23 protein-coding genes are annotated in these 22,988 nt (G+C 72.0%); 3 read left to right on the forward strand and 20 right to left on the reverse strand.

All coding sequences use genetic code 11. The annotated features are described in order from the left end of the window. Nucleotides 1-93: 93 nt before the first annotated feature. The 6 genes from era to OG965_RS15415 form a co-directional block, all read right to left on the reverse strand. Nucleotides 94-1,035, reverse strand: a complete 942-nt coding sequence (era, locus tag OG965_RS15390) for a GTPase Era (protein WP_371652642.1) — start codon at nt 1,033-1,035, stop codon at nt 94-96. A gap of 53 nt (nt 1,036-1,088) precedes the next feature. Then, a complete protein-coding gene (locus tag OG965_RS15395; protein WP_371652643.1) occupies nt 1,089-2,024 on the reverse strand; it encodes a WxL protein peptidoglycan domain-containing protein in 936 nt (311 codons plus the stop codon). A gap of 59 nt (nt 2,025-2,083) precedes the next feature. After that, nucleotides 2,084-3,406, reverse strand: a complete 1,323-nt coding sequence (locus OG965_RS15400) for a beta-xylosidase (protein WP_371652644.1) — start codon at nt 3,404-3,406, stop codon at nt 2,084-2,086. Between the two features lie 249 nt (nt 3,407-3,655). After that, nucleotides 3,656-4,132, reverse strand: coding sequence for a hypothetical protein (locus OG965_RS15405; protein ID WP_371652645.1), 477 nt, complete (start codon nt 4,130-4,132; stop codon nt 3,656-3,658). A gap of 457 nt (nt 4,133-4,589) precedes the next feature. After that, nucleotides 4,590-4,943, reverse strand: a complete 354-nt coding sequence (locus tag OG965_RS15410) for a cytidine deaminase (protein WP_371652646.1) — start codon at nt 4,941-4,943, stop codon at nt 4,590-4,592. Between the two features lie 52 nt (nt 4,944-4,995). Then, a complete protein-coding gene (locus OG965_RS15415; protein WP_371656947.1) occupies nt 4,996-5,817 on the reverse strand; it encodes a helix-turn-helix transcriptional regulator in 822 nt (273 codons plus the stop codon). Nucleotides 5,818-6,070: 253 nt separating this feature from the next. Between OG965_RS15415 and OG965_RS15420 the strand changes: the two genes are divergently transcribed. Then, complete coding sequence (locus OG965_RS15420; protein WP_371652647.1) at nt 6,071-7,486, forward strand: MFS transporter; 1,416 nt, start codon at nt 6,071-6,073, stop codon at nt 7,484-7,486. Nucleotides 7,487-7,497: 11 nt separating this feature from the next. Here OG965_RS15420 and OG965_RS15425 read toward each other — a convergent pair whose 3' ends face one another. From OG965_RS15425 to hrcA, 14 genes are all read right to left on the reverse strand, one after another. Then, the gene (locus tag OG965_RS15425) at nt 7,498-7,851 is read right to left on the reverse strand and encodes an MmcQ/YjbR family DNA-binding protein (protein WP_371652648.1); all 354 of its coding nucleotides are present in this window, start codon (nt 7,849-7,851) and stop codon (nt 7,498-7,500) included. After that, complete coding sequence (locus OG965_RS15430; RefSeq protein ID WP_371652649.1) at nt 7,848-9,140, reverse strand: hemolysin family protein; 1,293 nt, start codon at nt 9,138-9,140, stop codon at nt 7,848-7,850. The genes OG965_RS15425 and OG965_RS15430 overlap by 4 nt, the downstream gene beginning before the upstream one ends. Further along, the gene (ybeY, locus tag OG965_RS15435; RefSeq protein ID WP_371652650.1) at nt 9,137-9,634 is read right to left on the reverse strand and encodes an rRNA maturation RNase YbeY; all 498 of its coding nucleotides are present in this window, start codon (nt 9,632-9,634) and stop codon (nt 9,137-9,139) included. Before ybeY ends, OG965_RS15430 begins: the two co-directional genes overlap by 4 nt. Before the next feature lie 12 nt (nt 9,635-9,646). Beyond that, on the reverse strand, nt 9,647-10,663 hold the full coding sequence (locus OG965_RS15440; protein ID WP_371652651.1) for a PhoH family protein: 1,017 nt from the start codon (nt 10,661-10,663) through the stop codon (nt 9,647-9,649). Between the two features lie 247 nt (nt 10,664-10,910). Next, entirely contained in the window at nt 10,911-12,053 is a 1,143-nt protein-coding gene (locus OG965_RS15445) for a carbohydrate kinase family protein (protein WP_371652652.1), read from the reverse strand. Between the two features lie 66 nt (nt 12,054-12,119). Further along, complete coding sequence (locus OG965_RS15450; protein ID WP_371652653.1) at nt 12,120-13,433, reverse strand: glucarate dehydratase family protein; 1,314 nt, start codon at nt 13,431-13,433, stop codon at nt 12,120-12,122. A gap of 518 nt (nt 13,434-13,951) precedes the next feature. Continuing rightward, nucleotides 13,952-14,959 carry an adenosine deaminase gene (locus tag OG965_RS15455; protein WP_371652654.1) on the reverse strand — a complete coding sequence of 336 codons (1,008 nt, stop codon included), beginning with the start codon at nt 14,957-14,959 and terminating at the stop codon, nt 13,952-13,954. Nucleotides 14,960-15,012: 53 nt separating this feature from the next. After that, nucleotides 15,013-15,924: a ribonuclease Z gene (locus tag OG965_RS15460; protein WP_371652655.1), complete on the reverse strand. Its 912-nt coding sequence runs from the start codon at nt 15,922-15,924 to the stop codon at nt 15,013-15,015. 23 nt (nt 15,925-15,947) lie between these two features. Next, on the reverse strand, nt 15,948-16,307 hold the full coding sequence (locus OG965_RS15465) for a histidine triad nucleotide-binding protein (RefSeq protein WP_371652656.1): 360 nt from the start codon (nt 16,305-16,307) through the stop codon (nt 15,948-15,950). A gap of 106 nt (nt 16,308-16,413) precedes the next feature. Further along, nucleotides 16,414-16,923: a hypothetical protein gene (locus OG965_RS15470; RefSeq protein WP_371652657.1), complete on the reverse strand. Its 510-nt coding sequence runs from the start codon at nt 16,921-16,923 to the stop codon at nt 16,414-16,416. 75 nt (nt 16,924-16,998) lie between these two features. Further along, entirely contained in the window at nt 16,999-17,751 is a 753-nt protein-coding gene (locus OG965_RS15475; RefSeq protein ID WP_371652658.1) for a 16S rRNA (uracil(1498)-N(3))-methyltransferase, read from the reverse strand. A gap of 10 nt (nt 17,752-17,761) precedes the next feature. Then, nucleotides 17,762-18,838 carry a nitronate monooxygenase gene (locus OG965_RS15480; RefSeq protein WP_371652659.1) on the reverse strand — a complete coding sequence of 359 codons (1,077 nt, stop codon included), beginning with the start codon at nt 18,836-18,838 and terminating at the stop codon, nt 17,762-17,764. Between the two features lie 78 nt (nt 18,839-18,916). After that, on the reverse strand, nt 18,917-20,053 hold the full coding sequence (gene dnaJ, locus OG965_RS15485) for a molecular chaperone DnaJ (RefSeq protein WP_371652660.1): 1,137 nt from the start codon (nt 20,051-20,053) through the stop codon (nt 18,917-18,919). Continuing rightward, on the reverse strand, nt 20,054-21,070 hold the full coding sequence (hrcA, locus tag OG965_RS15490) for a heat-inducible transcriptional repressor HrcA (RefSeq protein WP_067158868.1): 1,017 nt from the start codon (nt 21,068-21,070) through the stop codon (nt 20,054-20,056). Nucleotides 21,071-21,260: 190 nt separating this feature from the next. Between hrcA and OG965_RS15495 the strand changes: the two genes are divergently transcribed. After that, a complete protein-coding gene (locus OG965_RS15495) occupies nt 21,261-21,983 on the forward strand; it encodes an MBL fold metallo-hydrolase (protein ID WP_371652661.1) in 723 nt (240 codons plus the stop codon). Between the two features lie 47 nt (nt 21,984-22,030). Next, on the forward strand, nt 22,031-22,837 hold the full coding sequence (locus tag OG965_RS15500; RefSeq protein WP_371652662.1) for a DUF3097 domain-containing protein: 807 nt from the start codon (nt 22,031-22,033) through the stop codon (nt 22,835-22,837). The last annotated feature ends 151 nt before the right edge of the window (nt 22,838-22,988 follow it).

Below are 22,988 nucleotides of genomic sequence, written 5' to 3' on the forward strand. Positions count from 1 at the left end.
GGGTTAGGGGCGCGGGGAACTGCGCGCTCAGCCCCCACCGGGCCCGCAGACGAAAAACGGGGCCGGGGCGCAGCCCCGCTCGGGGGGGTGGGGTCAGAAGCCCAGTTTGCGGAGTTGCTTCGGGTCCCTCTGCCAGTCCTTCGCCACCTTCACATGAAGGTCCAGGAACACCGGCGTCCCCAGCAGCGCCTCGATGTGCTTGCGGGACTTCGTCCCGACCTCCTTGAGCCGCTTGCCCTTGGGGCCGATGATGATCCCCTTCTGGCTCGGCCGCTCGATGTACACGTTCGCGTGGATGTCGAGCAGCGGCCGGTCCGCCGGGCGGTCCTCGCGCGGCAGCATCTCCTCCACCACCACCGCGATGGAGTGCGGAAGCTCGTCCCGTACACCTTCCAGCGCCGCCTCGCGGATCAGCTCGGCCACCATGACCTGCTCGGGCTCGTCCGTGAGGTCGCCCTCGGGGTAGAGGGCCGGGCCCTCGGGGAGGAGGGGGACCAGGAGGTCCGCCACCAGCTGGACCTGCTGGTCGCCCACCGCCGAGACCGGCACGATCTGCGCCCACTCGAAGCCCAGCTCGTCCCCGAGCCGCTGCACGGCGAGCAGCTGCTCGGCCAGCGCCTTGGAGTCGACCAGGTCCGTCTTCGTCACGATCGCGATCTTCGGGGTCTTCTTGATCCCGGCGAGCTCCTTGGCGATGAACTTGTCGCCGGGCCCGAGCTTCTGGTCCGCGGGCAGACAGAAGCCGATCACGTCGACCTCGGCCCAGGTCGTACGGACCACGTCGTTCAGCCGCTCGCCGAGCAGCGTGCGCGGCTTGTGGAGGCCCGGCGTGTCGACCAGGATCAGCTGTCCGTCGGGGCGGTGCACGATGCCGCGGACGGTGTGCCGCGTCGTCTGCGGACGGCTGGAGGTGATCGCCACCTTCTGTCCGACCAGAGCGTTCGTGAGGGTGGACTTGCCCGCGTTGGGGCGGCCGACGAAGCAGGCGAAGCCGGCCCGGTGGGGGGCGTTGTTCTCAACAGTACGAGCGCTCATGCCGCCCATTCTCCCCGATCGGAACGCCCCCGCTGTACGCGCGGTCCCGGCGCTCAGCCCCGACGCCCCCGGACCCGCCGCAGCCGCCACCCCGCGAACCCCGCCGCCAGGGCTCCCACCAGCACTCCGAGCCCGAGCCAGGGCAGGGCGAGGAAGGACGCGCGGCCCGACCCGGCGACGCCCTTCGCGCTCGCCGTGAGACGTATGTCGCCCCGGTCCAGCTGCGGCGAGCCCGCCCACGGCTCGGTCAGGCGGACCTTCTGGCCGGGCAGCAGCTCGGCCGGGACCTTGGTCAGTGCGCGGCTCAGCAGCGTACGGCCGAACAGGCCCGTCGCCTTCAGTTCGACCTTCGGGTCGAGTGTGACGTTGCCCCGGTTGTGGAGCGTGTAGGAGATGACGGACCTGCTGCTGCCCGTGCCCGGCACCAGCGGGCGGTGCTGGGTGAGGGAAACGTCCTCGACCGCCAGTGCGGGCACGGTGGGGCCGGTGATCCGCAGATAGACCCGCGCCCCGACCGCCTGCTGCACCCCCATCGCCAGCTCCCCCTGCCCGGCCGCGACCTTCTCGTCCAGGGCGACCAGCGCCCCGGGGTGGTCGCCGGGCTCCGCGTCGGCCGGGACGGTCACGGTGAACGGCACGGTGACCGAGGCGTGCGCCGGGACGGTGACCGCCGTCCGGTCGGGTCTGGTCCAGGCGCCCACGCCGTGCTGCGGCTCGCGCCGGGTGCGCACGGCGAACCCGCCGTCGCGCTCGGTGTTGTACGCGTCGGCCCCGTACAGCCGGAAGGCCATGGGCGCGGCCGTCTTGTTGGTGACGGTGACCTTGTCGGTGAGGGTGGTGCCGGGGTCGGCGGAGAGGTAGAAGTACGGGCGCCGGTCCGCGCCCGGGGAGGACGGGAAGACGGCCCAGTTGCCGTTGTCGGCGGCGCGCGCGGGCGCCGCGAGGAGCAGGACGGCCGCGGCGAGGAGGAGGACGTACAGCTTGCGCACGGTGCGGAACCCCCGGGGACGGGTGGGCCGGCCGGGTGCGCGCCCGGCCCACGGGTGGATCAGGCCAGCGTGAGCGTCAGCACACCGGAGTACGCGCCGGGGGCGGTGAACGCCGGAACGTTCAGCGAGACCCGGGCGTCCACGGTGAACTCACCGCCGGTGAGCGCCGCGTTGGGCGTGGTCGCGAGGGTCGCGCCCGCGCTGCCCACGGTGCCGGGCGAGCCCGCCGCGCAGGTCGACGGGGAACCGGTCTTGGTGGCGCAGGCCGGGGTCCAGCCGAGCTTCGAGGCGTCGATCTTGACCCCGCCGGGGCCGGTGAAGTCGGTGACCTTGCCGGTCAGGGACCAGCCCGCGGGGCCGCCGCGGAAGTCCTGGACCGTCACCGTCTGGAGCGAGCCCCGGGAGAAGCCGCCCTTGCCGAAGTCGACGGCGTCCATGGAGACGGCGTCGCCGGCCTGGGCCATGGAGAGCGTGCCCGCCTTGACCGAGGAGTTGAGCTTCTGGCTGTTCGGCGGCGTCGGGGTGTCGTCGACGACGCTGTACGCCGCCGGGCCCGCGCCCTTGTCGTCGCTCCAGCTCGCTCCCTCGTAGGCGACGATGCCGCTGGTCGCCTTGTCGTTGACCGTCAGGGCGGTGGAGAACGCGCCCTGCGCGTCCGCCGTCACGGTCGCCTTGTCGGCCGTCTCGGCGGCCCCGGCCCGGCCGACGACCGTCACGGTCGCGCCCGCGGTGAACTTCGACCCGGTGACGGTGACGCTCGCGCCGGGCTTGCCGGAGGCGGTGCCCAGCTGGACGGCCCGCTGGTTGGTCTGGCCGCCGCCGGTCGCGGTGACCGTCTCGGAGACGGGCGCGGGCGGGTTGGTGACCGTACAGGGGGTGTCCAGCTCCATGATGTAGCTGGTGTGGATGTTGTAGTCGCCGGGCGACAGGGTGATCGCGCCGGGTGCGGTGACGGTGAACGTACCGGTCATGGAGAACGGCGGGAACGCGCCCTTCCCCGGCACCGGGTCGTTCTTCTTGGGTCCGGCGACCGTGACGGCGCCGCTCTGCGCGCCGCCTACGGTGACCTTTCCGGTGGGGGTCATGATGTCGGCGGGCAGCGCCAGGTCCACCGGGTTGCCGGCGGCGGGCTTGGTGACCGTGTACGTCACGGTGACCGTGTCGCCCACCTTGGGCGTGGCGTTGTCGACGGTGATCTGGGCACTCGTGGTGCCGTCGATCGGCGGGATGCCCGCGATGGGCGGCGGTACGCAGTGCGTGGCGAAGTCGACGGGCGTCGCGGCCAGGGCCTGCGCGGGCGCGATGAGCGCTCCGGTTCCGGCCATGAGCGCCGCGGCTCCCAGTACGGCGGCCCAGCGGCGCCGTCTTCGTGCTGAAGGCATGACTGCCCCCCTCTGCGGTTGTGGCGCAGCAGCGGCTCGGCTGCGCCGGCAGGGAGCCATTGACCTGGGGGCGCGAAAAGAAGTCAATGGAATCGAAATCCCTTGACTGATGGGCCATCAGATACTGTCAAGATCCGCGTTCTCGCAGGTCAACCGGTGGATCGTGGTCCGCTCACGGCAGTGCGGAACCGGCGCCGCTGGCGGCGGCGCCGGTTCCGTGAGGCGTGGGGGGCTGGACGTTCCCGAGGGTCAGCTGAACACGAACGGTCCGGGCGCCTGGGCCGCCGTCGAGTTGCAGGTCACCGTGATCCCGAAGACCAGCATCTTGACCGAGCCGGGGTGCGCGTTGGCGGAGAGCCCTGGCGAGACGGTCCCGCCGAGCGGACCGACCGTGACCCCGCTGCCCGCCGACATCGCGGGGTTGCGCTTCCCACTGAAGACCACGGTGCCGCCACCGGCCTTGGCCATGGTCAGCGTCGTGGTGATGGAGTCCGCGCCCACCCCGATCGGGGTGGTGATCTCGGAGGAGGTGAGGGTGACGGTGGCGGCCGTGCCGTTCTGGGTGGCCGTCAGCGTCGCCTCACCGCCGCCGTAGAAACCGCAGTCGTAGACCTCGGTGGCCGACCCCGGGGAGACGGCCGAGGCCGTCGGGGCCAGCACCAGTGCACCGGTGGCCAGTCCGCCCGCGGCGAGCGCCGCGAGCACCAGTGGCCTCTTGCGTAACATCGGTTCCCCTTCCCGTACTTCCCGTACAGGGAGATGGCGAGTGCCGCGCTGAAGCGCATGCGCATGCGCGTGAAACCGTCCGCGGGCGGGGTGCGCACGCCACACGGGAGGAGGGCGGCCGACTCGGCGCGGGGGCCGCGGCTCGCGCCCCCTGCCCGGCCGCCATATCTGACGGTCCGTCGGATGAACTGCTGTTCATTGATGCGCGGGGGGCGCGGGGGCGCAAGGGGGGGTTGGGGGTTTCTTCGGCGTCGGCCGGAAACCGTTGGTCCGGTGGGCCGCAACCGGCCATGGCCCGGGTGGCTGGAACGGGGTGCATCAGCTGCGGGCCGGTGGGGGCTGGTCGCGCAGTTCCCCGCGCCCCTTGAACGCCGGGGGCGGCCCGGAGGGGCGCTTCAGGGGCGCGGGGAACTGCGCGAGCAACCCACCACTCACCCGCAGACGAAGACCTGGCACCTCACCCCGCCGCGACCCTCGCGCGGAGTTCGCCGTCCGGGCCCGCCACCAGGACCGGGGTCGCCGCGCCGCCCAGGTCCCGCACCGCCGCCCGGTCCTCGGCGCACGCCGTCTCCGCCTCGGTCACCACGGCCGCCGCCTCCAGCGACTTCGCCCCGCTCGCCACGGCCATCGCGACCGCTGTGCGCAGCGCCGAGAGCTTGAGCGAGTCCAGCTCCACGGTCCCGGCGACATACGTACGCCCGGTCTCGTCCCGTACGGCCGCGCCCTCGGCCACCCCGTTGCGGGCCCGGGCGCTGCGCGCCAGGGTGATGATCTTGCGGTCCTCGGGGTCGAGTTCGGTGCTCAGAGTCATGTGACGAGCATAAGGAGTGCGCCCGGAGCGGCCGGCGCGCAACCCCCCGCGCTCAGCCCGCCACCGGGTACATCGACCCGCGCCGCCCCTCCGGCGTCGCCAGCCACTCCAGCTTCGCGGCCGTGTCGGTCTCCGGCAGCGGGTTGTGCAGCACGATCGCGAGGTCCGGGCGGGCGGGGACCCGCAGCTGGGTGGACTCGACGAACAGCGTGCCCACCACCGGGTGCTGGAACTCCTTCTTGATCTGGCCGCCGGGCAGGATGTCCCGCTGCCTCCACAGCTCCGCGAACTCCGCCGAGAGCCGGGACGCCTCCTCGACGACCTCCTGGAAGCCCTCGTCACCGGGCCGCTCCGAGCAGGCCGCCCGGTACTGGGCGACCACCTTCCCGGCGATCTCCTCCCAGCACTTGGTGCGGGAGCGGTAGACCGGGTCGGTGAAGAACGCGATCAGACAGTTCTGCACGATCTCGGGGCGCATGCCGAGCACCATGGCGGCCGCGTCGTTGTACATCACCGTGTTCCAGTACGCGTCCATGATGTGCGCGGGGAACGGCATCCAGGCGTCGATCAGCCGCTGCAGGCCGTGGCACATGTCGGCGTTGGCCGGGTCGACCTCGGGCGCGGGCGGGTTGAGCCCGGCCAGCACGTACAGATGCCGGCGCTCGGCGCTGGTCAGCTTGAGGACCCGGCCCACCGAGTCCAGCACCTGCGGCGACACCGTGATGTCCCGGCCCTGCTCCAGCCACTGGTACCAGGAGACGCCCACCCCGGCGAGCACCGCGACCTCCTCGCGGCGCAGCCCCGGGGTGCGGCGGCGGGCGCCGCCGTCGGGCAGACCGGCGGCGGTGGGGCTGATCCGGCCCCGCCGGTTCATCAGGAACTCGCGCAGTTCGGTGCGCCGCAGCGACTTGTCGATCGGCGTGGCCACGTACGTACTCCCCCTCGTCGGCTACCGGTCGGCGCCTTAGGGCCTGCCCGGCGGATCTGGTCGGCACGCGACCGAAAAGGCGTCCCGGGCCGAGGCCGACCAGATCCGCCGGACAGGCCCTGGGCCGCTGCCTGGTGGTGCCGCCAACAGGATAAGTTCCCACTCTCCACGGTGATTCCCGGGCGGCCAGGCTGTGGCCATGGCAATCGACACCCCCACCGCACCGGCCACGTCGGCCGCCGCACGGGCCCCGCAGGACGGCCGGCTCCCGGGCCGGGCGAAGCTGGTCCTGTTCGTGCTCTGCGCCGCCCAGTTCATGGTGGCGCTCGACTTCTCCGTACTGAACGTGGCGCTGCCCGTCCTCGGCGACGACCTGGGCCTGAGCCGGTCCGCGCTCCAGTGGGCGGTCACCGCGTTCGCGCTGCCGTCCGGCGGCTTCCTGCTCCTGTTCGGCCGGATCGCCGATCTGTACGGCCGCAAGAAGCTGTTCCTGACCGGTCTCGCCCTCTTCGGCGCGGCCTCGCTGCTCGCCGCCCTGGCCTGGGACCCGGCGTCGTTCCTGACCGGCCGCGCCCTGCAGGGCCTGGGCGCCGCGGTGATCGTGCCGACCGGTATGTCCCTGCTGACCACCACCTTCCCCGAGGGCCCGCAGCGCGACCGGGCGCTCGGCATCAGCGGCACCCTGCTCTCGCTCGGCTTCACCGTCGGCATGGTGCTCGGCGGGGTCATGACCGACACCCTGGGCTGGCGCTCGACCATGGGCCTGCTCGCGGTCGCCGCGGTGATCGTCCTCGCCCTGGCGCCCGGCCTGCTGCCCGAGTACCGCACCCCGGACCGCCCGCGCCTGGACATCCCCGGCGCGATCACCGTCACCGGCGGGCTGCTCGCCCTGATCTACTCCCTGTCGACGGCGGCCCAGCGCGGCTTCGGCGGCGTGGACGTGTGGGGCACGCTGGTCGCCGGTCTGCTGCTGCTCGCGGCGTTCGTGGTCGTCGAGTCGAAGGCCCCGGCGCCGCTGGTCTCGCTGCCGATGCTGAAGCGCCGCACGGTGGCGTGGGGCAACCTGGGCGGTCTGGTCACCTTCTCGATGATGTCGACGGTCGTCTTCGTACTGACCCTCTACCTCCAGGAGGTCCTGGGCCTGTCGTCCTTCAGGACGGGTCTGGTCTTCGGCGTCCAGGGCGTCATGTCGGCGGTCGCCGGCAGCTACGCCGCCAAGGTCATCGGCCGCTTCGGCGCCCGCCGCACCCTGGTCGTCTCACTGCTCGGCCAGGGCCTGTTCATCGCCCTGCTGCTCGCCCTGGGCCGCGAGTCGGGCGCGCTGCTCGCCACCGTCGCCGTCTCGCTGGCCAGCATGTGCCACCTGGGCGCGATCATCTCGTACGGACTGACCGTCACCAGCGGTGTGCCCGACGAGGAGCAGGGGCTGGCGACGGGTCTGGTCACCACCACCCAGCAGGTCGGCATCACCATCGGCATCCCGCTGCTCGGCGTGCTCGCCACCACCGGGGACGACCTGTTCCACGGGGTGCGGACCGTGCTGCTGATCGACGCGGTGATCGTGGTCGCGGCGGCGGCGCTGGTGGCGGTCGGCCTCGGCCGCCGGAAGGCGTAGGGCCTGCGCTGTCAGGGCCGGTCGAGCCGGAGCCGCTCGGCCTTCGGGAGACCGGCCACGACCAGGTCGTACGAATCCTCGATCAGCTCCCGGACCAGCCGGTCCGGGAGCTGGTCCACGTCCACCGTGTTCCAGTGGCGCTTGTTCATGTGCCAGCCGGGCACGATCGCCGGGTACTCGGCGCGCAGCCGCACCGCGTCGTCCGGGTCGCACTTCAGGTTGGCGGTGAGCGGGGCGCCGCCCAGGTTGCTCAGCGCGAACATCTTCCCGAGGACCTTGAAGACCGAGGTCCCCGAGTCGAACGGGAACTCCTCCGTCGCGGCGTTGAACGCCAGGCAGAAGGCCCTGAGCTCCTGGGGTGTCACGCCTCTTCCTCCTCCTTGACCGGCTGCGGCTCCACGAGCACGGTCACGATCTTGTTCCGGCGGCCCGCCGGGGACTCGGCCGTCAGGCGCAGCGAGCGCCCGTCCGGCAGGTCCACGGCCGCCGTGGCGCCCGCGATCGGCACCCGCCCGAGCGCCTTGGCGAGCAGTCCGCCGACCGTCTCCACGTCCTCGTCGTCGAACTCGTCGAACCCGAACAGCTCGCCCAGGTCGCCGATGTCGAGCCGCGCGGTGACCCGGAAGCAGCCGTCCGCCAGCTCCTCGACCGGCGTCAGCTCCCGGTCGTACTCGTCGGTGATCTCCCCGACGATCTCCTCCAGGATGTCCTCGATGGTGACGATGCCGGCCGTGCCGCCGTACTCGTCGATGACGACGGCGACGTGGCTGCGGTCCTGCTGCATCTCGCGCAGCAGGTCGCCCGCGTTCTTGGTGTCGGGTACGAACGCGGCGGGGCGCATCGCGGTGGAGACCAGATCGGCCTCGGAGTCGCGGTTGATGTGCGTCTTGCGGACCAGGTCCTTCAGATACACGATCCCGACGATGTCGTCCTCGTTCTCGCCGGTCACCGGGATGCGGGAGAAGCCCGAGCGCAGCGCGAGGGTGAGCGCCTGGCGGATGGTCTTGTAGCGCTCGATGCAGACGAGGTCGGTGCGCGGCACCATCACCTCGCGCACCAGCGTGTCGCCGAGTTCGAAGACCGAGTGCACCATCCGGCGCTCGTCGTCCTCGATCAGCGACTCCTGCTCGGCGAGGTCGACCATCGCCCGCAGCTCGGCCTCGGAGGCGAACGGGCCCTTGCGGAAGCCCTTTCCGGGCGTGAGCGCGTTGCCGAGGAGGATGAGCAGCTGCGGCACCGGGCCCATGACCCTGGCCAGCGGCAGCAGGACGTACGCGGCGGCCGTCGCCGTGTTCAGCGGGTGCTGGCGGCCGATGGTGCGCGGCGAGACACCGACGGCGACGTAGGAGACGAGCACCATCACGGCGATGGCGACGACCAGCGCCGTCCAGGTCTCGCCGAAGTCCTCCAGGCAGACGTAGGTGACGAGGACCCCGGCCGCCATCTCGCAGGCGACCCTGACGAGCAGGGCCACATTGAGGTAGCGGGTGGGGTCGGCGGCCACCTGGGCGAGCTTGGCCGCGCCGCGCCGCCCGGACCGCTCGGCCTCGGCCGCGCGGAACGAGGACGTACGGGCGATGCCGGCCTCCGCGCAGGCGGCCAGCCAGGCGACCACGACCAGGGCGACGGCGCCGAAGAGCAGTTGCCCGGTCATGAGACGGTCGGCGCCGGGGAGGGGCCGGTGTGGCCCTTCTCCGCCCGCCAGCCGTCGACGATGGCCGCCTGCAGACCGAACATCTCGGCCTTCTCGTCCGGCTCCTCGTGGTCGTACCCCAGCAGGTGCAGCACTCCGTGGACGGTCAGGAGCTGGAGCTCCTCGTCCATGGAGTGCTGCGTCGGCGCGTCCTCGCCCTGCTGCTTGGCGACCTCGGGGCAGAGCACGATGTCACCGAGGAGCCCCTGGGGGGGCTCCTCGTCGTCCTTCATCGGCGGACGCAGCTCGTCCATCGGGAAGGACATGACGTCGGTCGGACCCGGCAGGTCCATCCACTGGATGTGCAGCTGCTCCATGGCCTCGGCGTCCACGACGATCACCGAGAGCTCGGAGAGCGGGTGGATCCGCATCCGCGTGAGTGCGTAGCGGGCGATGTCGAGGATCGCCTGCTCGTCGACCTCGGTTCCGGACTCGTTGTTGACGTCGATCGACATGGTGCGCTCTGACTACTTCCCGTTGTGGCCCTGCTGGCTGTCGTACTTCTCGTACGCGTCGACGATACGGCCGACGAGCTTGTGCCGGACGACGTCCTGGGACGACAGCCGGGAGAAGTGGACGTCCTCGACACCCTCCAGGATCGCCTGGACCTGGCGCAGACCGCTCTTCGTCCCGTTCGGCAGGTCGACCTGGGTGATGTCACCCGTGATGACGATCTTCGAGTCGAAACCGAGGCGGGTGAGGAACATCTTCATCTGCTCGGCGCTGGTGTTCTGCGCCTCGTCCAGAATGATGAACGCGTCGTTCAGCGTGCGTCCGCGCATGTACGCCAGCGGGGCGACCTCGATCGTTCCGGCCGCCATCAGGCGGGGGATCGACTCGGGGTCGAGCATGTCGTGCAGCGCGTCGTAGAGCGGGCGCAGATACGGGTCGATCTTCTCGTAGAGCGTGCCCGGCAGGAAGCCGAGGCGCTCGCCCGCCTCCACGGCGGGCCGGGTCAGGATGATCCGGGTGACCTGCTTGGACTGCAGGGCCTGGACCGCCTTGGCCATGGCGAGATAGGTCTTTCCGGTGCCGGCGGGGCCGATGCCGAAGACGATCGTGTGCTTGTCGATCGCGTCGACGTAACGCTTCTGGTTGAGGGTCTTGGGGCGGATGGTGCGACCGCGGCTGGAGAGGATGTTCTGGGTGAGCACGTCGGCCGGCGTCTCGTGGCCGTCCTCCCCCTTGCCGTTCTCGCTCGCCCTGAGCATGGCGATCGAGCGTTCCACTGCGTCCTCCGTCATCGGCTGACCGGTGCGGAGCACCAGCATCATCTGGTCGAACAGGCGTTGGATGAGCGCGACTTCCGCCGGGGCCCCCGTGGCACTGATCTCATTGCCCCGGACATGGATGTCGGCCGCCGGGAAGGCCTTCTCGATCACGCGCAGCAGCGAGTCGCCGGATCCGAGCAGCATCACCATCGGGTGCTTGGCAGGGACCTTGATCCGGGCACTCGCCTGCGGCTGTGTGGGTGTCTGAGTCATGGGCCGGCTCTGTGGCCTGCACATACCTCCCGTTGCAGGGTTCTCGCTGCTCGACAACCCCTGGAATACCAAGCCTACGACCTGGCACTGACAGCGCCGAGGGGTTTTACCGGGCGGGTGTTCGGCTGCGGACCACGGGCAGCTGGGCGCAGTTCCCCGCGCCCCTTGGGGGCGTATTCAAGGGCGCGGGGAACTGCGCGACCAGCCACCTACGGTCCGCAGCCGAACGATCGCCCCACCGGGGCACTCACGCCGGGCGGGGGAAGCCGATCGTCGGGACGGCCCGGCGCAGCGGCCACGGCCGGGCCGCGCCCGGCAGCAGCCCCTCCAGGAACGCGTACCGCCGCAGCGCCGCGGGGTCCTGGTCCTCGTACGTACGCACCTGCTGCCACCACGCGGCGATCTCCGCCCAGCCCGGCGCCGAGAGCGAGCCGCCGAACTCCTGCACCGAGAGCGCGGCCGTCAGCCCGGCGAACGCCAGCCGGTCCGCCAGCGGCCACCCCGCGAGCGTGCCGGTGACGAACCCGGCCACGAACACGTCGCCCGCCCCCGTCGGGTCGAGCGCCTCCACGGCGATCGCGGGCACCTCGGCGGTCTCGCCGGTCGAGCCGTCCACCGCGTACGCGCCCTCCGCGCCCAGGGTGACCACCGCGACCGGCACCTTCTCGGCGAGGGCGCGGGCGGCCGCGCGCGGGCAGTCGGTGCGGGTGTAGCGCATCGCCTCGCCCGCGTTGGGCAGGAACGCCTCGCAGTGTTCGAGACCGGTCAGGCCCGCCAGGTCCCAGTGCCCGGTGTCGTCCCAGCCGACGTCCGCGAAGATCCGCGAGCCCGCTCGGGCGGCGTCGGCGATCCACTCCTCGGTGCGCCCGGGCACCAACGAGGCGATCGCGGCACGCGCGCGTGGCGGGCCGGCGGGTGTGCCCGCGTGGAAGGGCACGGTTTCCGGGGGCGCCTCGTGGCCGTGCGAGACCATGGTCCGCTCGCCCTCGTACGCCATGGAGACGGTGACCGGCGAGTGCCAGCCGGGCACGGTCCGCGACAGCGACAGGTCGATGCCCTCGCCCTGCTCCAGGGCGTCCCAGCAGTACTCGCCGTAGTGGTCGTCGCCGAAGGCCGCCGCCAGCGAGGTGCGCAGCCCGAGCCGGGCGAGCGCGATGGCCATGTTGGCGACCCCGCCGGGGCTGGAGCCCATGCCGCGCGCCCAGGACTCGGTGCCGCGCACCGGGGCGGAGTCGAGGCCGGTGAAGATGATGTCGAGGAAGACCGTGCCGGTCAGGAAGACGTCGCACTCCGGGTCGCCGGGCCGGCGCACCTTGTCCAGCGGGTCGACGCCCGCGGTGTGGCCCCACCGGTCGGCACGGTCCTGCTGCTCTCTACTGGATGTGGTCACGGCGGACTCCCCGTTCGCGTACGGATCAGGCCAGTGTGCCCGATCCGTACGCGGACGAGACCCCTCCTACCAGCGCGGCAGGACCGGTGTGCGCCACTCCTCGTACCCGGGGGCCCGTCGCATCGCGGCGGCGTCGTCGCGGTCGCGCAGGGCGCCGTCGTCGGCCAGCCAGCGCCGGTGGAGGCGGTCGAGCGCGTCCCGGTCGAGGGTGACGCCGAGCCCCGGGGCGTCGGATACGGCGAGCCGCCCGTCCCGGAAGACATGGCGGTCCACGACGACGTCCTCGCTCTGCCACGGGTAGTGGCTGTCGCACGCGTAGTCGAGGTTGGGCACGGTCGCGGCGACGTGGGTCATCGCGGCGAGGCTGATGCCCATATGGGTGTTGGAGTGCATGGACAGGCCCACCCCGAAGGTCCGGCAGATCGCGGCCAGCTCCCGGGTGTTGCGCAGCCCGCCCCAGTAGTGATGATCACTGAGGACGACCTGCACGGCGTCACGGAGAAAGGCTTCCCGGATCTCCCCGAAGGTGGTCACGCACATGTTGGTGGCGAGCGGGACGGCCGTACCCGCCGAGACCTCGGCCATCGCGCGCGTGCCGGACGCCGGGTCCTCCAGGTACTCCAGTACGTCCGCGAGCTCGGCGGCGACGCGCAGCGAGGTGGCCGCGCTCCAGCCGCCGTTCGGGTCGAGCCGCAGCGGACGCCCCGGAAAGGCCTCGGCGAGCGCCCGGACCGCGGCGACCTCCTGCTCGGGCGGGAAGACGCCGCCCTTGAGCTTGAACGAGCCGAACCCGTACTCGCGCACGAACCGCCGGGCCTGCGCCACGATCCCGGCGGGGTCGACGGCTGCCCCCCAGTCGTCCTTCTCGCCCGCCCCGCCCGGGTGTTCGGCCCACCGGTAGAAGAGATAGGCGCTGTACTCCACGCTGTCGCGGACCTTGCCGCCGAGAAGGGTGTGCACGGGCACGCCGAGCGTCTTGCCGAGCGCGTCGAGGCAGGCCACCTCGAAGGCGGAGACGACGGAGAGCCGCAGCTTGTCGGCGCTCTGCACCCCACGCAGCCCACCGACGTCGACGCAGTGATCGACGCGCGCCTCGTCCACGGGCAGATTGTTCATGAGGGTGAACAGCCCATTGAGATCGCAAAGGTCGTGCCCGACGGCGAGAAGGGAGTCGGCATACGGCCGGGCCAGCTCCAGGTACTTGGTATCGCCATAGGTCTCCCCGACGCCGGTGACACCGCTGTCGGTGACGACTTCGACGACGAGGCGCGGGGTGTACGGCTGGTGCACGCCCTGGACGTTGAGGAGCGGGGGGTCGGAGATGAGGACGGGGGTGAGGCGGATGTCGACGATGGGGTGCTGCTGCGGATGTGCATCCATGGGAATGGAGACTAGATATGTGAACGGAGGGGGGTCAAGGGAGCGGGGCCCTCCGGGGGGGGCGGGGTTCGTCTGCGGGCCCGGCGGGGGCTGAGCGCGCAGTTCCCCGCGCCCCTTCTTGGCCCGGCGTTCATCTGCGGCTCCGCTGTGGCTGAGCGCGCAGTTCCCCGCGCCCCTTCATGGCCCAGCGTTCATCTGCGGCCCGGCTGTGGCTGAGCGCGCAGTTCCCCGCGCCCCTTCATGGCCCAGCGTTCATCTGCGGCCCGGCTGTGGCTGAGCGCGCAGTTCCCCGCGCCCCTTCATGGCCCAGCGTTCATCTGCGGCCCGGCTGTGGCTGAGCGCGCAGTTCCCCGCGCCCCTTAGGGGGATGGGGGGCGGCCAATCAGCCCCTCCGGCGTTTGAGGAGCGGGGTCCGGGGCGGAGCCCCGAAGCGGGGTGCAGGGGCCGCAGGCCCCGCCCGGGGTCCGGGGGCGTAGCCCCCGGGAAACCACCTTCACCCCCTCCCACCCCCGGAGGGTTTAGGGAACGGGCGGGGTGGGGAATTCGTACGCTTCGACCTCCGCCAGGTACCCCTCCCGCACCCCCTCCTCCCCCTCCAGGAACGCCGCCAGGAACGAGTTCCGGGCGAGCGTCCGGAAGTCCTCCGACGACAGCCCCAGCGCCACCCCCACCGCATCGAACGTGTCCCCCACATACCCCCCGAAGTACGCGGGATCGTCGGAGTTCACCGTGCACATCAGCCCCGCGTCCATCATCCGCCGCAACGGATGCTCCTCCAGGACGGACACGGCCCGCAGCCGGACGTTCGAGAGGGGGCAGAGCGTCAGCGGGATGCGGTCACGGACCAGGCGGGCGACCAGCGAGGGGTCCTCCAGGGCCCGCAGCCCGTGGTCCACCCGCTCCACCCCCAGCACGTCGAGCGCCTCGGTGATGTACGACGGCGGCCCCTCCTCCCCCGCGTGCGCCACCTTCCGCAGCCCCAGCGAGTCCGCCACCGCGTACACCTCGCGGAACTTCGCCGGCGGATGACCGACCTCCGCCGAGTCGAGGCCGATGCCCACGATCCGGTGCAGATGCGGCCGCGCCGCCTCCAGCGTCTCCAGAGCGGACTCCGCCGACTGGTCGCGCAGGAAGCAGAGGATGAGCCGGGTCGTGATGCCGTGGCGGGCCGCACTGCGGTCCAGGGCCCGGCCGAGCCCCTCCACCACGGTCCCGATGGGCACACCGCGCGCGGTGTGCGCCTGCGGGTCGAAGAAGATCTCCGCGTGCCGCACCCCCTGCGCCGCCGCCCGCGCCAGATACGCCTCCGCCAGCGCCTCGAAGTCGTCCTCCGTGCGCAGCACCGCCATCAGCGAGTAGTACAGGTCGAGGAAGGACTGCAGGTCGTCGAAGAGGTACGCCTTGCGCAGCTCCTCGGTGTCCGCGTACGGCAGCCGCACACCGTTGCGCGCGGCGAGTTCGAAGGCGAGCTCGGGTTCGAGGGTGCCTTCGATGTGGAGGTGGAGTTCGGCTTTGGGGATGGGCATGGTGGCGCTTCCTGAAAGTGGCTGCAACAAGGAAAGGGGTTACGGCAAGGTCGCTACGGCGTACGTTTCGGCAGCGGCACCCGCATCAGATCCGCCGCGATGGTCAGCTCCCCCTCGAACCCCGCCCCCCGCGCCTGCCGCTCGAACGCCGCCGGGTCCGCGTACCGCTGCGAGAAGTGGGTGAGGACGAGGTGGCGGACCCCCGCGTCCCGGGCGACCCCGGCCGCCTGACCCGCCGTCAGATGTCCGTGGTCCTCCGCCAGCCGTACGTCCTCGTCCAGGAACGTCGACTCGACGACCAGCATGTCGCAGCCCTCGGCCAGCGCGGGCACACCGTCGCAGAGCCGGGTGTCCATGACGAAGGCGAACCGCTGCCCGCGCCGCGTCTCGCTGACGTCGTCGAGCGTCACCCCGCCGAGCGCGCCCTCGCGCTGGAGGCGGCCCACGTCCGGCCCGGCGATGCCGTGCTCGGCGAGGAGCGCGGGCAGCATCCGGCGCCGGTCCGGCTCGGTGATCCGGTAGCCGTACGACTCCACCGGGTGCGAGAGCCGCCGCGCTTCGAGCGTGTACGCGTCGGTCGCGGCCAGCACCGCCCCCTCGCCGTCGACCGGCGCCTGGGCCAGCTCGACCGTCTCGCGGTAGGCCGTGGCATACCGCAGCCGGTCGAAGAAGTGCTGCCCGCTCGCCGGGTAGTGCGCGGTGACCGGGTGCGGCACGCGGTCGAGGTTGATCCGCTGGATCACCCCGGCGAGCCCCAGCGAGTGGTCGCCGTGGAAGTGCGTGACGCAGATCCGGTCGATGTCGTGCGCGGCCACGCCGGCCCGCAGCATCTGCCGCTGGGTACCCTCGCCAGGGTCGAAGAGGATGCCCTCGCCGTCCCAGCGCAGCAGATAGCCGTTGTGGTTGCGGTGCCGGGTCGGGACCTGGCTGGCGGTGCCGAGCACCACCAATTCACGTACGGACACGTGCGGTTACCGGTCCTGTCCGACTATCCCGGCGGCCACTGCAGGCCGCGCCCGCCGAGCAGGTGGGCGTGCGCGTGGAAGACGGTCTGGCCCGCGCCGGTGCCGGTGTTGAAGACGATCCGGTAGCCGCTGCCGTCGACGTTCTCGGCGGCGGCGATGTCCCCGGCCTCGCGCAGCAGATCGGCGGCGATCGCCGGCTCGGCGGCGGCGAGCGAGGCGGCGTCGGGGTGGTGGACGCGGGGGATGACAAGGATGTGCGTCGGCGCCTGGGGGTTGATGTCGCGGAACGCCACGACGGTCTCGGTCTCCCGGACGACGGTCGCCGGGACGTCCCCCGAGACGATCTTGCAGAACAGGCAGTCCGCCTGCGGCTCTCCGGCCACGGTCCTGAGCTCCTCGGTCGCGGTGGAACAGTGGATCAGTCACCAGCATGCTACTGACGTCGGCCCGCCGATCCGCACTCGCCCCGTACTCATCCGTCCCGGTTCGTCACTTGCCCTTGAACGACTCCGTCACGGTCACCGTGACCGTCACCGTCGGTCGGCTGCCCGGTTTGCCCGGGGGCCTGGGGGTGTTCCTGGTGGGGAGCGGGGCGTTGCAGTCGCCCAGGACACTGGCGTGGAAGACCGTGCGGTCCGCGACCTTCGCCGTCAGGTCGCCCCGTACACAGCGGTCCTCGCGCTCCTCCGTCACCTTGCCGGTGACGTTGATCTTCTTGTTGTCGTCGGTGCGGCCCCGGCAGTCGACCGTGGCGACCGTGCGGGTCGAACCGGCCGACGGGGTACGGGTCGACGTGCCACCGCCGTCGATCTTCGCCGTACACGTCAGGTACCGCACCTTGACGCCGTCGTGCTCCAGCTTGCTCGTCGCGACCTTGTCGGTGGTCACCGAGACGGTGACCGCGCTCATGCCGCCGACCGGGTCGCAGGCCGCGGCCCCGACGGCGGCCACCCCGGCCAGAGCGAGCGCGGCGAGCGCGCGGCGGTGGCGCAGCGGCAACGTTACGTATCTCCTTGCCCCCATACGCGCCAGCGTCCCACCACCGCGCCGGGCGCGGTAGACGGCTTTACGACGTCACGACCAGCGGCCGGTGCGCCCCATCAGCAGCGCGGCCGCCGCCGTGCCCGCCGTGGAGGTGCGCAGAACGCTCGGACCGAGCCGGTACGGCTGGGCGCCCGCCGCCGCGAAAGCCGCCAACTCCTCGGGGGAGACGCCCCCTTCGGGGCCCACCACCAGGACGATCTCCCCGTTTTCGGGAAGCTCGGCGGTGGCCAGCGACTCGCTCGGGGCGTCCCGGTCCTCGTGCAGCACGGCGGCGAAATCAGCCGTGGCCAAAAACGCGACAACCTGCTTGGTCGTCATCGCGTCCCGTACCTCCGGGAACCGCACCCGGCGCGACTGCTTGCCCGCCTCCCGGGCCGTGGCGCGCCACTTGGCGAGGGACTTGGCGCCCCGGTCGCCCTTCCACTGCGTGATGCACCGCGAGGCCTGCCACGGCACCACGGCGTCGACGCCGGTCTCGGTCATCGTCTCGACCGCGACCTCGCCCCGGTCGCCCTTGGGCAGCGCCTGGACGACGGTGATGCGGAGTTCGGGCTCCGGCTCGTACGACAGCGAGTCGAGCTGGACGATCAGGCGGTCCTTGCCCTCGGTCGCCAGGACCACGCAGTCGGACCAGTTGCCGAGCCCGTCGGTCAGGATGACGTCCTCGCCGGGGCTGAGCCGCTTCACGGAGACGGCGTGCCTCCCCTCGGGGCCGTCCAGTACGTACCGGCCGCCCGGCCCGGACTCGCGGAAACGGTCGACGACGAAGACCGGGGCGGTCATGACGCACTCCTCATGTGTTTCGGTTTCTCGATGCGGCGGCCAACGCGGCCAGCGCGGCGTCCAGTTCGGCCGCCAGGACCTCCACCAGCTGCCCGGCCGGCAGCTCCCGCGCCAGCCGGTGCCCCTGCCCCGCCCACAGCGCCATGCCCTGGGCGTCGCCCGCCGCCGCGGCGGCCCGCCGCAGCCCGGCGGTGAGCTGGTGCACCTCCGGATAGGCGGCCGGGGCGTACGGCCCGTGCTCGCGCATGAACCGGTTGACCAGCCCGCGGGCCGGGCGTCCGGAGAACGCCCGCGTCAGCTCCGTACGGACGAAGAGGGGGTTGGTCAGCGCCTGCTTGTGCAGCGCGTGCGCGCCGGACTCGGGGGAGGCCAGGAAGGCCGTGCCGAGCTGTGCCGCGTCCGCGCCCGCCGCGATCACCGCCGCGATCTGGGCGCCGCGCATCAGCCCGCCGGTCGCGATGACCGGCAGCGTCACGCTCTCGCGGACCTGGGTGATCAGCGACAGCAGCCCGATCCCGGATCCGTCGGCCTGCGGGTCGTCGCGGTGGGTCGACTGGTGCCCGCCGGCCTCTATCCCCTGCACGCACACGGCGTCGGCCCCGGCGCCCTGCGCGGCGACCGCCTCGTCGGCGGTGGTCACGGTGACGACGGTGTACGTGCCGAGGGCGGCGAACGCCCCGAGCACCTCGCGCTCGGGGCAGCCGAAGGTGAAGGAGACGGCCGCGACCGGGTCCTCGCGCAGTATCGCCAGCTTGGCCTCGTAGCCGTCGTCGCCGCCGGAGTCGGCGTCGCCCAGCGGCGTCTCGTACCAGGTGGCCTCGCCCGCCAGCTGGTTGCGGTACACCTCGATGACGGCCGGGTCGGTGTGCGGCGGCTGCGGCATGAACAGGTTGACCCCGAACGGCCGCCCGGTGAGCCCGCGCAGCTGCTTGATCTCCTGGTACATGCCGTCGGCCGTCTTGTAGCCGGCGGCCAGGAACCCGAGTCCGCCGGCCTCGCAGACCGCGGCGGCCAGACCGGGGGCGGAGACGCCACCGGCCATGGGAGCCTGCACGATCGGATACCGGCAGAGATCGGTCAAAGCCATGCCCGCATCGTGCCACGGGTGCGCTCCGGCACCGAATCGCCTCGGAGTCCCGGGGGCCGAGCCCCCGGGAAGCATCCGTCAGCGGCCGTTGAACGCGTCCTTCAGGCGGGAGAACAGACCCTGCTGCCCCGGCTGGAACTGGCCGAGCGGCCGCTCCTCGCCGCGTAGCTTGGCCAGCTGGCGCAGCAGGTCCTCCTGTTGCGGGTCCAGCTTGCTCGGCGTGGTGACCTCGACGTGGACGATCAGATCGCCCCGGCCGCCGCCGCGCAGATGCGTCACACCGCGCCCGTGCAGCGGGATGGACTGGCCCGACTGGGTGCCCGGGCGGATGTCCACCTCCTCCATGCCGTCCAGCGTCTGCAGCGGCACCTTGGTGCCGAGCGAGGCGGCCGTCATGGGCAGCGTCACGGTGCAGTGCAGATCGTCGCCACGGCGCTGGAAGACGTCGTGGTTCAGCTCGTGGATCTCCACGTACAGGTCACCGGCGGGGCCGCCGCCGGGGCCGACCTCGCCCTCGCCCGCGAGCTGGATGCGGGTGCCGTTGTCGACACCGGCCGGGATCTTGACCGTGAGCGTGCGGCGCGAGCGGATGCGGCCGTCACCGGCGCACTCCGGGCACGGGGTCGGCACGACGGTCCCGAAGCCCTGGCACTGGGGGCAGGGGCGGGAGGTCATGACCTGGCCGAGGAAGGAGCGGGTCACCTGGGAGACCTCACCGCGGCCGCGGCACATGTCACACGTCTGCGCCGAGGTGCCGGGGGCCGCGCCCTCGCCGCTGCAGGTCGTACACACCACGGCGGTGTCGACCTGGATCTCCTTGGTCGTACCGAAGGCCGCCTCGTTGAGGTCGATCTCCAGCCGGATCATGGCGTCCTGGCCGCGGCGGGTGCGCGAGCGCGGGCCGCGCTGTGCCGCGTTGCCGAAGAACGCGTCCATGATGTCCGAGAAGTTCCCGAAGCCGCCCGCGCCGAAGCCGCCCGCGCCACCGCCGCCGGAGGACGACAGGGGGTCGCCGCCGAGGTCGTGGATCTGCTTCTTCTGCGGGTCCGAGAGGACCTCGTAGGCCGCGTTGATCTCCTTGAAGCGCTCCTGCGTCTTCGGGTCCGGATTCACATCCGGGTGGAGTTCACGCGCCAGGCGCCGGAACGCCTTCTTGATCTCGTCCTGCGATGCGTCGCGGCGTACGCCCAGTACGGCGTAGTAGTCCGTGGCCACTTACGACTCCGCCAGGATCTGTCCGACGTAACGTGCCACTGCGCGTACCGCTCCCATCGTTCCGGGGTAATCCATGCGGGTCGGTCCGACCACGCCGAGTTTTGCGACGGCTTCGCCGCCCGAACCGTAGCCGACCGAGACGACGGACGTGGAGTTCAGCCCTTCATGGGCGTTCTCATGCCCGATTCGTACGGTCATGCCCGATTCCTTGGCCTCGCCGAGCAGCTTGAGGAGCACCACTTGCTCCTCCAGCGCCTCCAGCACCGGCCTGATGGTCAGGGGGAAGTCGTGTCCGAAGCGGGTGAGATTGGCGGTGCCGCCGATCATCAGCCGCTCCTCGGTCTCCTCGACCAGGGTTTCGAGCAGGGTGGAGAGCACCGTCGAAACGGTTCCTCGGTCCTCCGGCTCGAAGGACTCCGGCAGATCCTGCACCAGCTGCGGGACGTCCGCGAAGCGGCGCCCCACCACCCGGCTGTTGAGCCGGGCCCGCAGATCCGCCAGCGAGGTCTCGCCGAACGGCGCCGGGCAGTCGACCAGCCGCTGCTCGACCCGCCCGGTGTCCGTGATGAGCACCAGCATCAGTCTGGCCGGGGCCAGCGACAGCAGCTCCACGTGCCGCACGGTGGACCGCGTCAGCGACGGGTACTGCACGACGGCGACCTGCCGCGTCAGCTGCGCGAGCAGCCGCACGGTCCGCGCCACCACGTCGTCGAGGTCGACGGCCCCGTCCAGGAAGTTCTGGATGGCCCGCCGCTCCGGCGACGACATCGGCTTGACGCCCGCGAGCCGGTCGACGAACAGCCGATAGCCCTTGTCGGTGGGAATGCGCCCGGCGCTGGTGTGAGGCTGGGCGATGAAGCCCTCCTCTTCCAGTACGGCCATGTCGTTGCGCACGGTCGCCGGGGAGACGCCCAGCGCGTGCCGCTCGGTCAGGGCCTTCGAGCCGACCGGCTCCTCGGTCCCGACATAGTCCTGGACGATGGCGCGCAGGACCTCAAGTCTGCGTTCACTGAGCACCGCGCACACCTCCAGCTGTCGTCCCTAGGCTCTCTGCCTGGCACTCTGTGCGTTCGAGTGCCAGCAATCCCCCGGCCAGTGTACGGCCGACCGGTACACCCCTAGCAAGGGCGGCCGCCCGTGACGCTCGCGGCGCGGTGGAGCGGCGCGGTCGGGCGCCGTCCCCGACCGCCCGGGATAGCGTCACGTCATGGACGTCAGATGGGAAGAGTTCGGCTGGGAACGCCTTGGCGACGGCGTGGGCCGCCGCCGGCTTCCGGGGTGGGACGCGACGGCCGGCCTGGTCGTCGGCACCGACGCGGTCCTGCTGTACGACACGGGGTCGACCCTGCGCGAGGGCGCCGAGCTGCGCGCCCAGGCGCAGGCGCTGATCGGGCGCCGGGTGACGCACATCGCACTCAGCCATCCGCACTTCGACCACGTGCTCGGCACGGCCGCGTTCTCGGGGGCCGAGGTGTATGGGGCGGTGGGCATCGACCGGGTCCTCGACGGCGACGCCCTGCGCACCGACGCGGTCGCGCACGGGGTGCCGGCCGCACAGGCCGCCGAGGCGGCGGACCTGCTGGTGCGCCCGCACCACTTCGTGACGGGCGAGTGGACGCTGGAGCTGGGCGGGCGGCAGGTGCTGCTCGCGAACGTGGGCCCCGGCCACAGCGGCCACGACCTGGCCGTACTGGTCCCGGCCTCGCCGGGGTCGCCCGAGATCGTCTTCTGCGGCGACCTGGTCGAGGAGTCCGGCGAGCCGCAGGCGGGCCCGGACGCGGTCCGCACCCGCTGGCCCGCCGCGCTCGACCGGCTGCTCGACCTGGGCGGCGAGGACGCGGTGTACGTGCCGGGGCACGGGGCGGTGGTGGACGCGGCGTTCGTACGGGCGCAGCGGACCCAACTCGCGGCGGAATTCGGCGTGTCGTAGCGGCGTACACCCATATGGCCACATGAAACGCCCGTATTCTCATCCGAATGCGCAGCTACAGCCCGGACCTGACTCCGCCCTGGAAGAAGGGGACCCCGGCCCCCGAGGTGCCCGCCGAGCTCGACCTGGTCGTCGAGGAGGTGACGACCGGGTTCTGCGGGGCGGTGCTCCGCTGTGAGGCGGGGACGGTGACGCTGGAGGACCGCTTCGGCAAACAGCGCGTGTTCCCGATGGAGGCCCGGGGGTTCCTGCTGGAGGGGAAGGTGGTCACGCTGGTACGCCCGCCCGCGCCCTCCCCCTCGCGCCCGGCGCGCACCGCCTCGGGCTCCGTGGCAGTGCCGGGGGCTCGGGCGCGGGTCGCACGCGCCGGGCGCATCTACGTGGAGGGCCGCCACGACGCGGAACTGGTGGAAAAGGTCTGGGGCGACGACCTCCGGATCGAGGGGGTCGTCGTCGAATACCTCTCGGGCATCGACGACCTCCCCGCCATCGTCGCGGACTTCGCGCCCGGCCCCGACGCGCGCCTGGGCGTCCTGGTCGACCACCTGGTCCCCGGCTCCAAGGAGTCCCGGATCGCGGCGGCGGTCACGGGCTCGCACGTGCTGGTGGCCGGGCACCCGTACATCGACGTGTGGGAGGCGGTGAAGCCGGCGTCGGTGGGGATCCGGGCGTGGCCGGTGGTGCGGCGGGGGGAGGACTGGAAGACGGGGGTGTGCCGGGCCCTTGGGTGGCCCCCCAACACGGGGGCGGCGTGGCAGCGGATCCTGTCCGGGGTCCACTCCTACCGGGACCTGGAGCCGGAGCTGCTGGGCCGGGTGGAGGAACTGATCGACTTCGTCACGGACCCCACGTAGAGGTGGCTCTCCCGGGGCTGCGCCCCAGACCCTCGGTTCGCCTGCGGACCGTGCTGGGCTGGTCGCGCAGTTCCCCGCGCCCCTAGGGGGTACGGGCGACGGCGAGGGCGAAGCCGAGCATTTCAGGGGCGCGGGGAACTGCGCGACCAGC

It is taken from the genome of Streptomyces sp. NBC_00224 (genome assembly GCF_041435195.1).
In the GTDB taxonomy this organism is placed as follows: domain Bacteria; phylum Actinomycetota; class Actinomycetes; order Streptomycetales; family Streptomycetaceae; genus Streptomyces.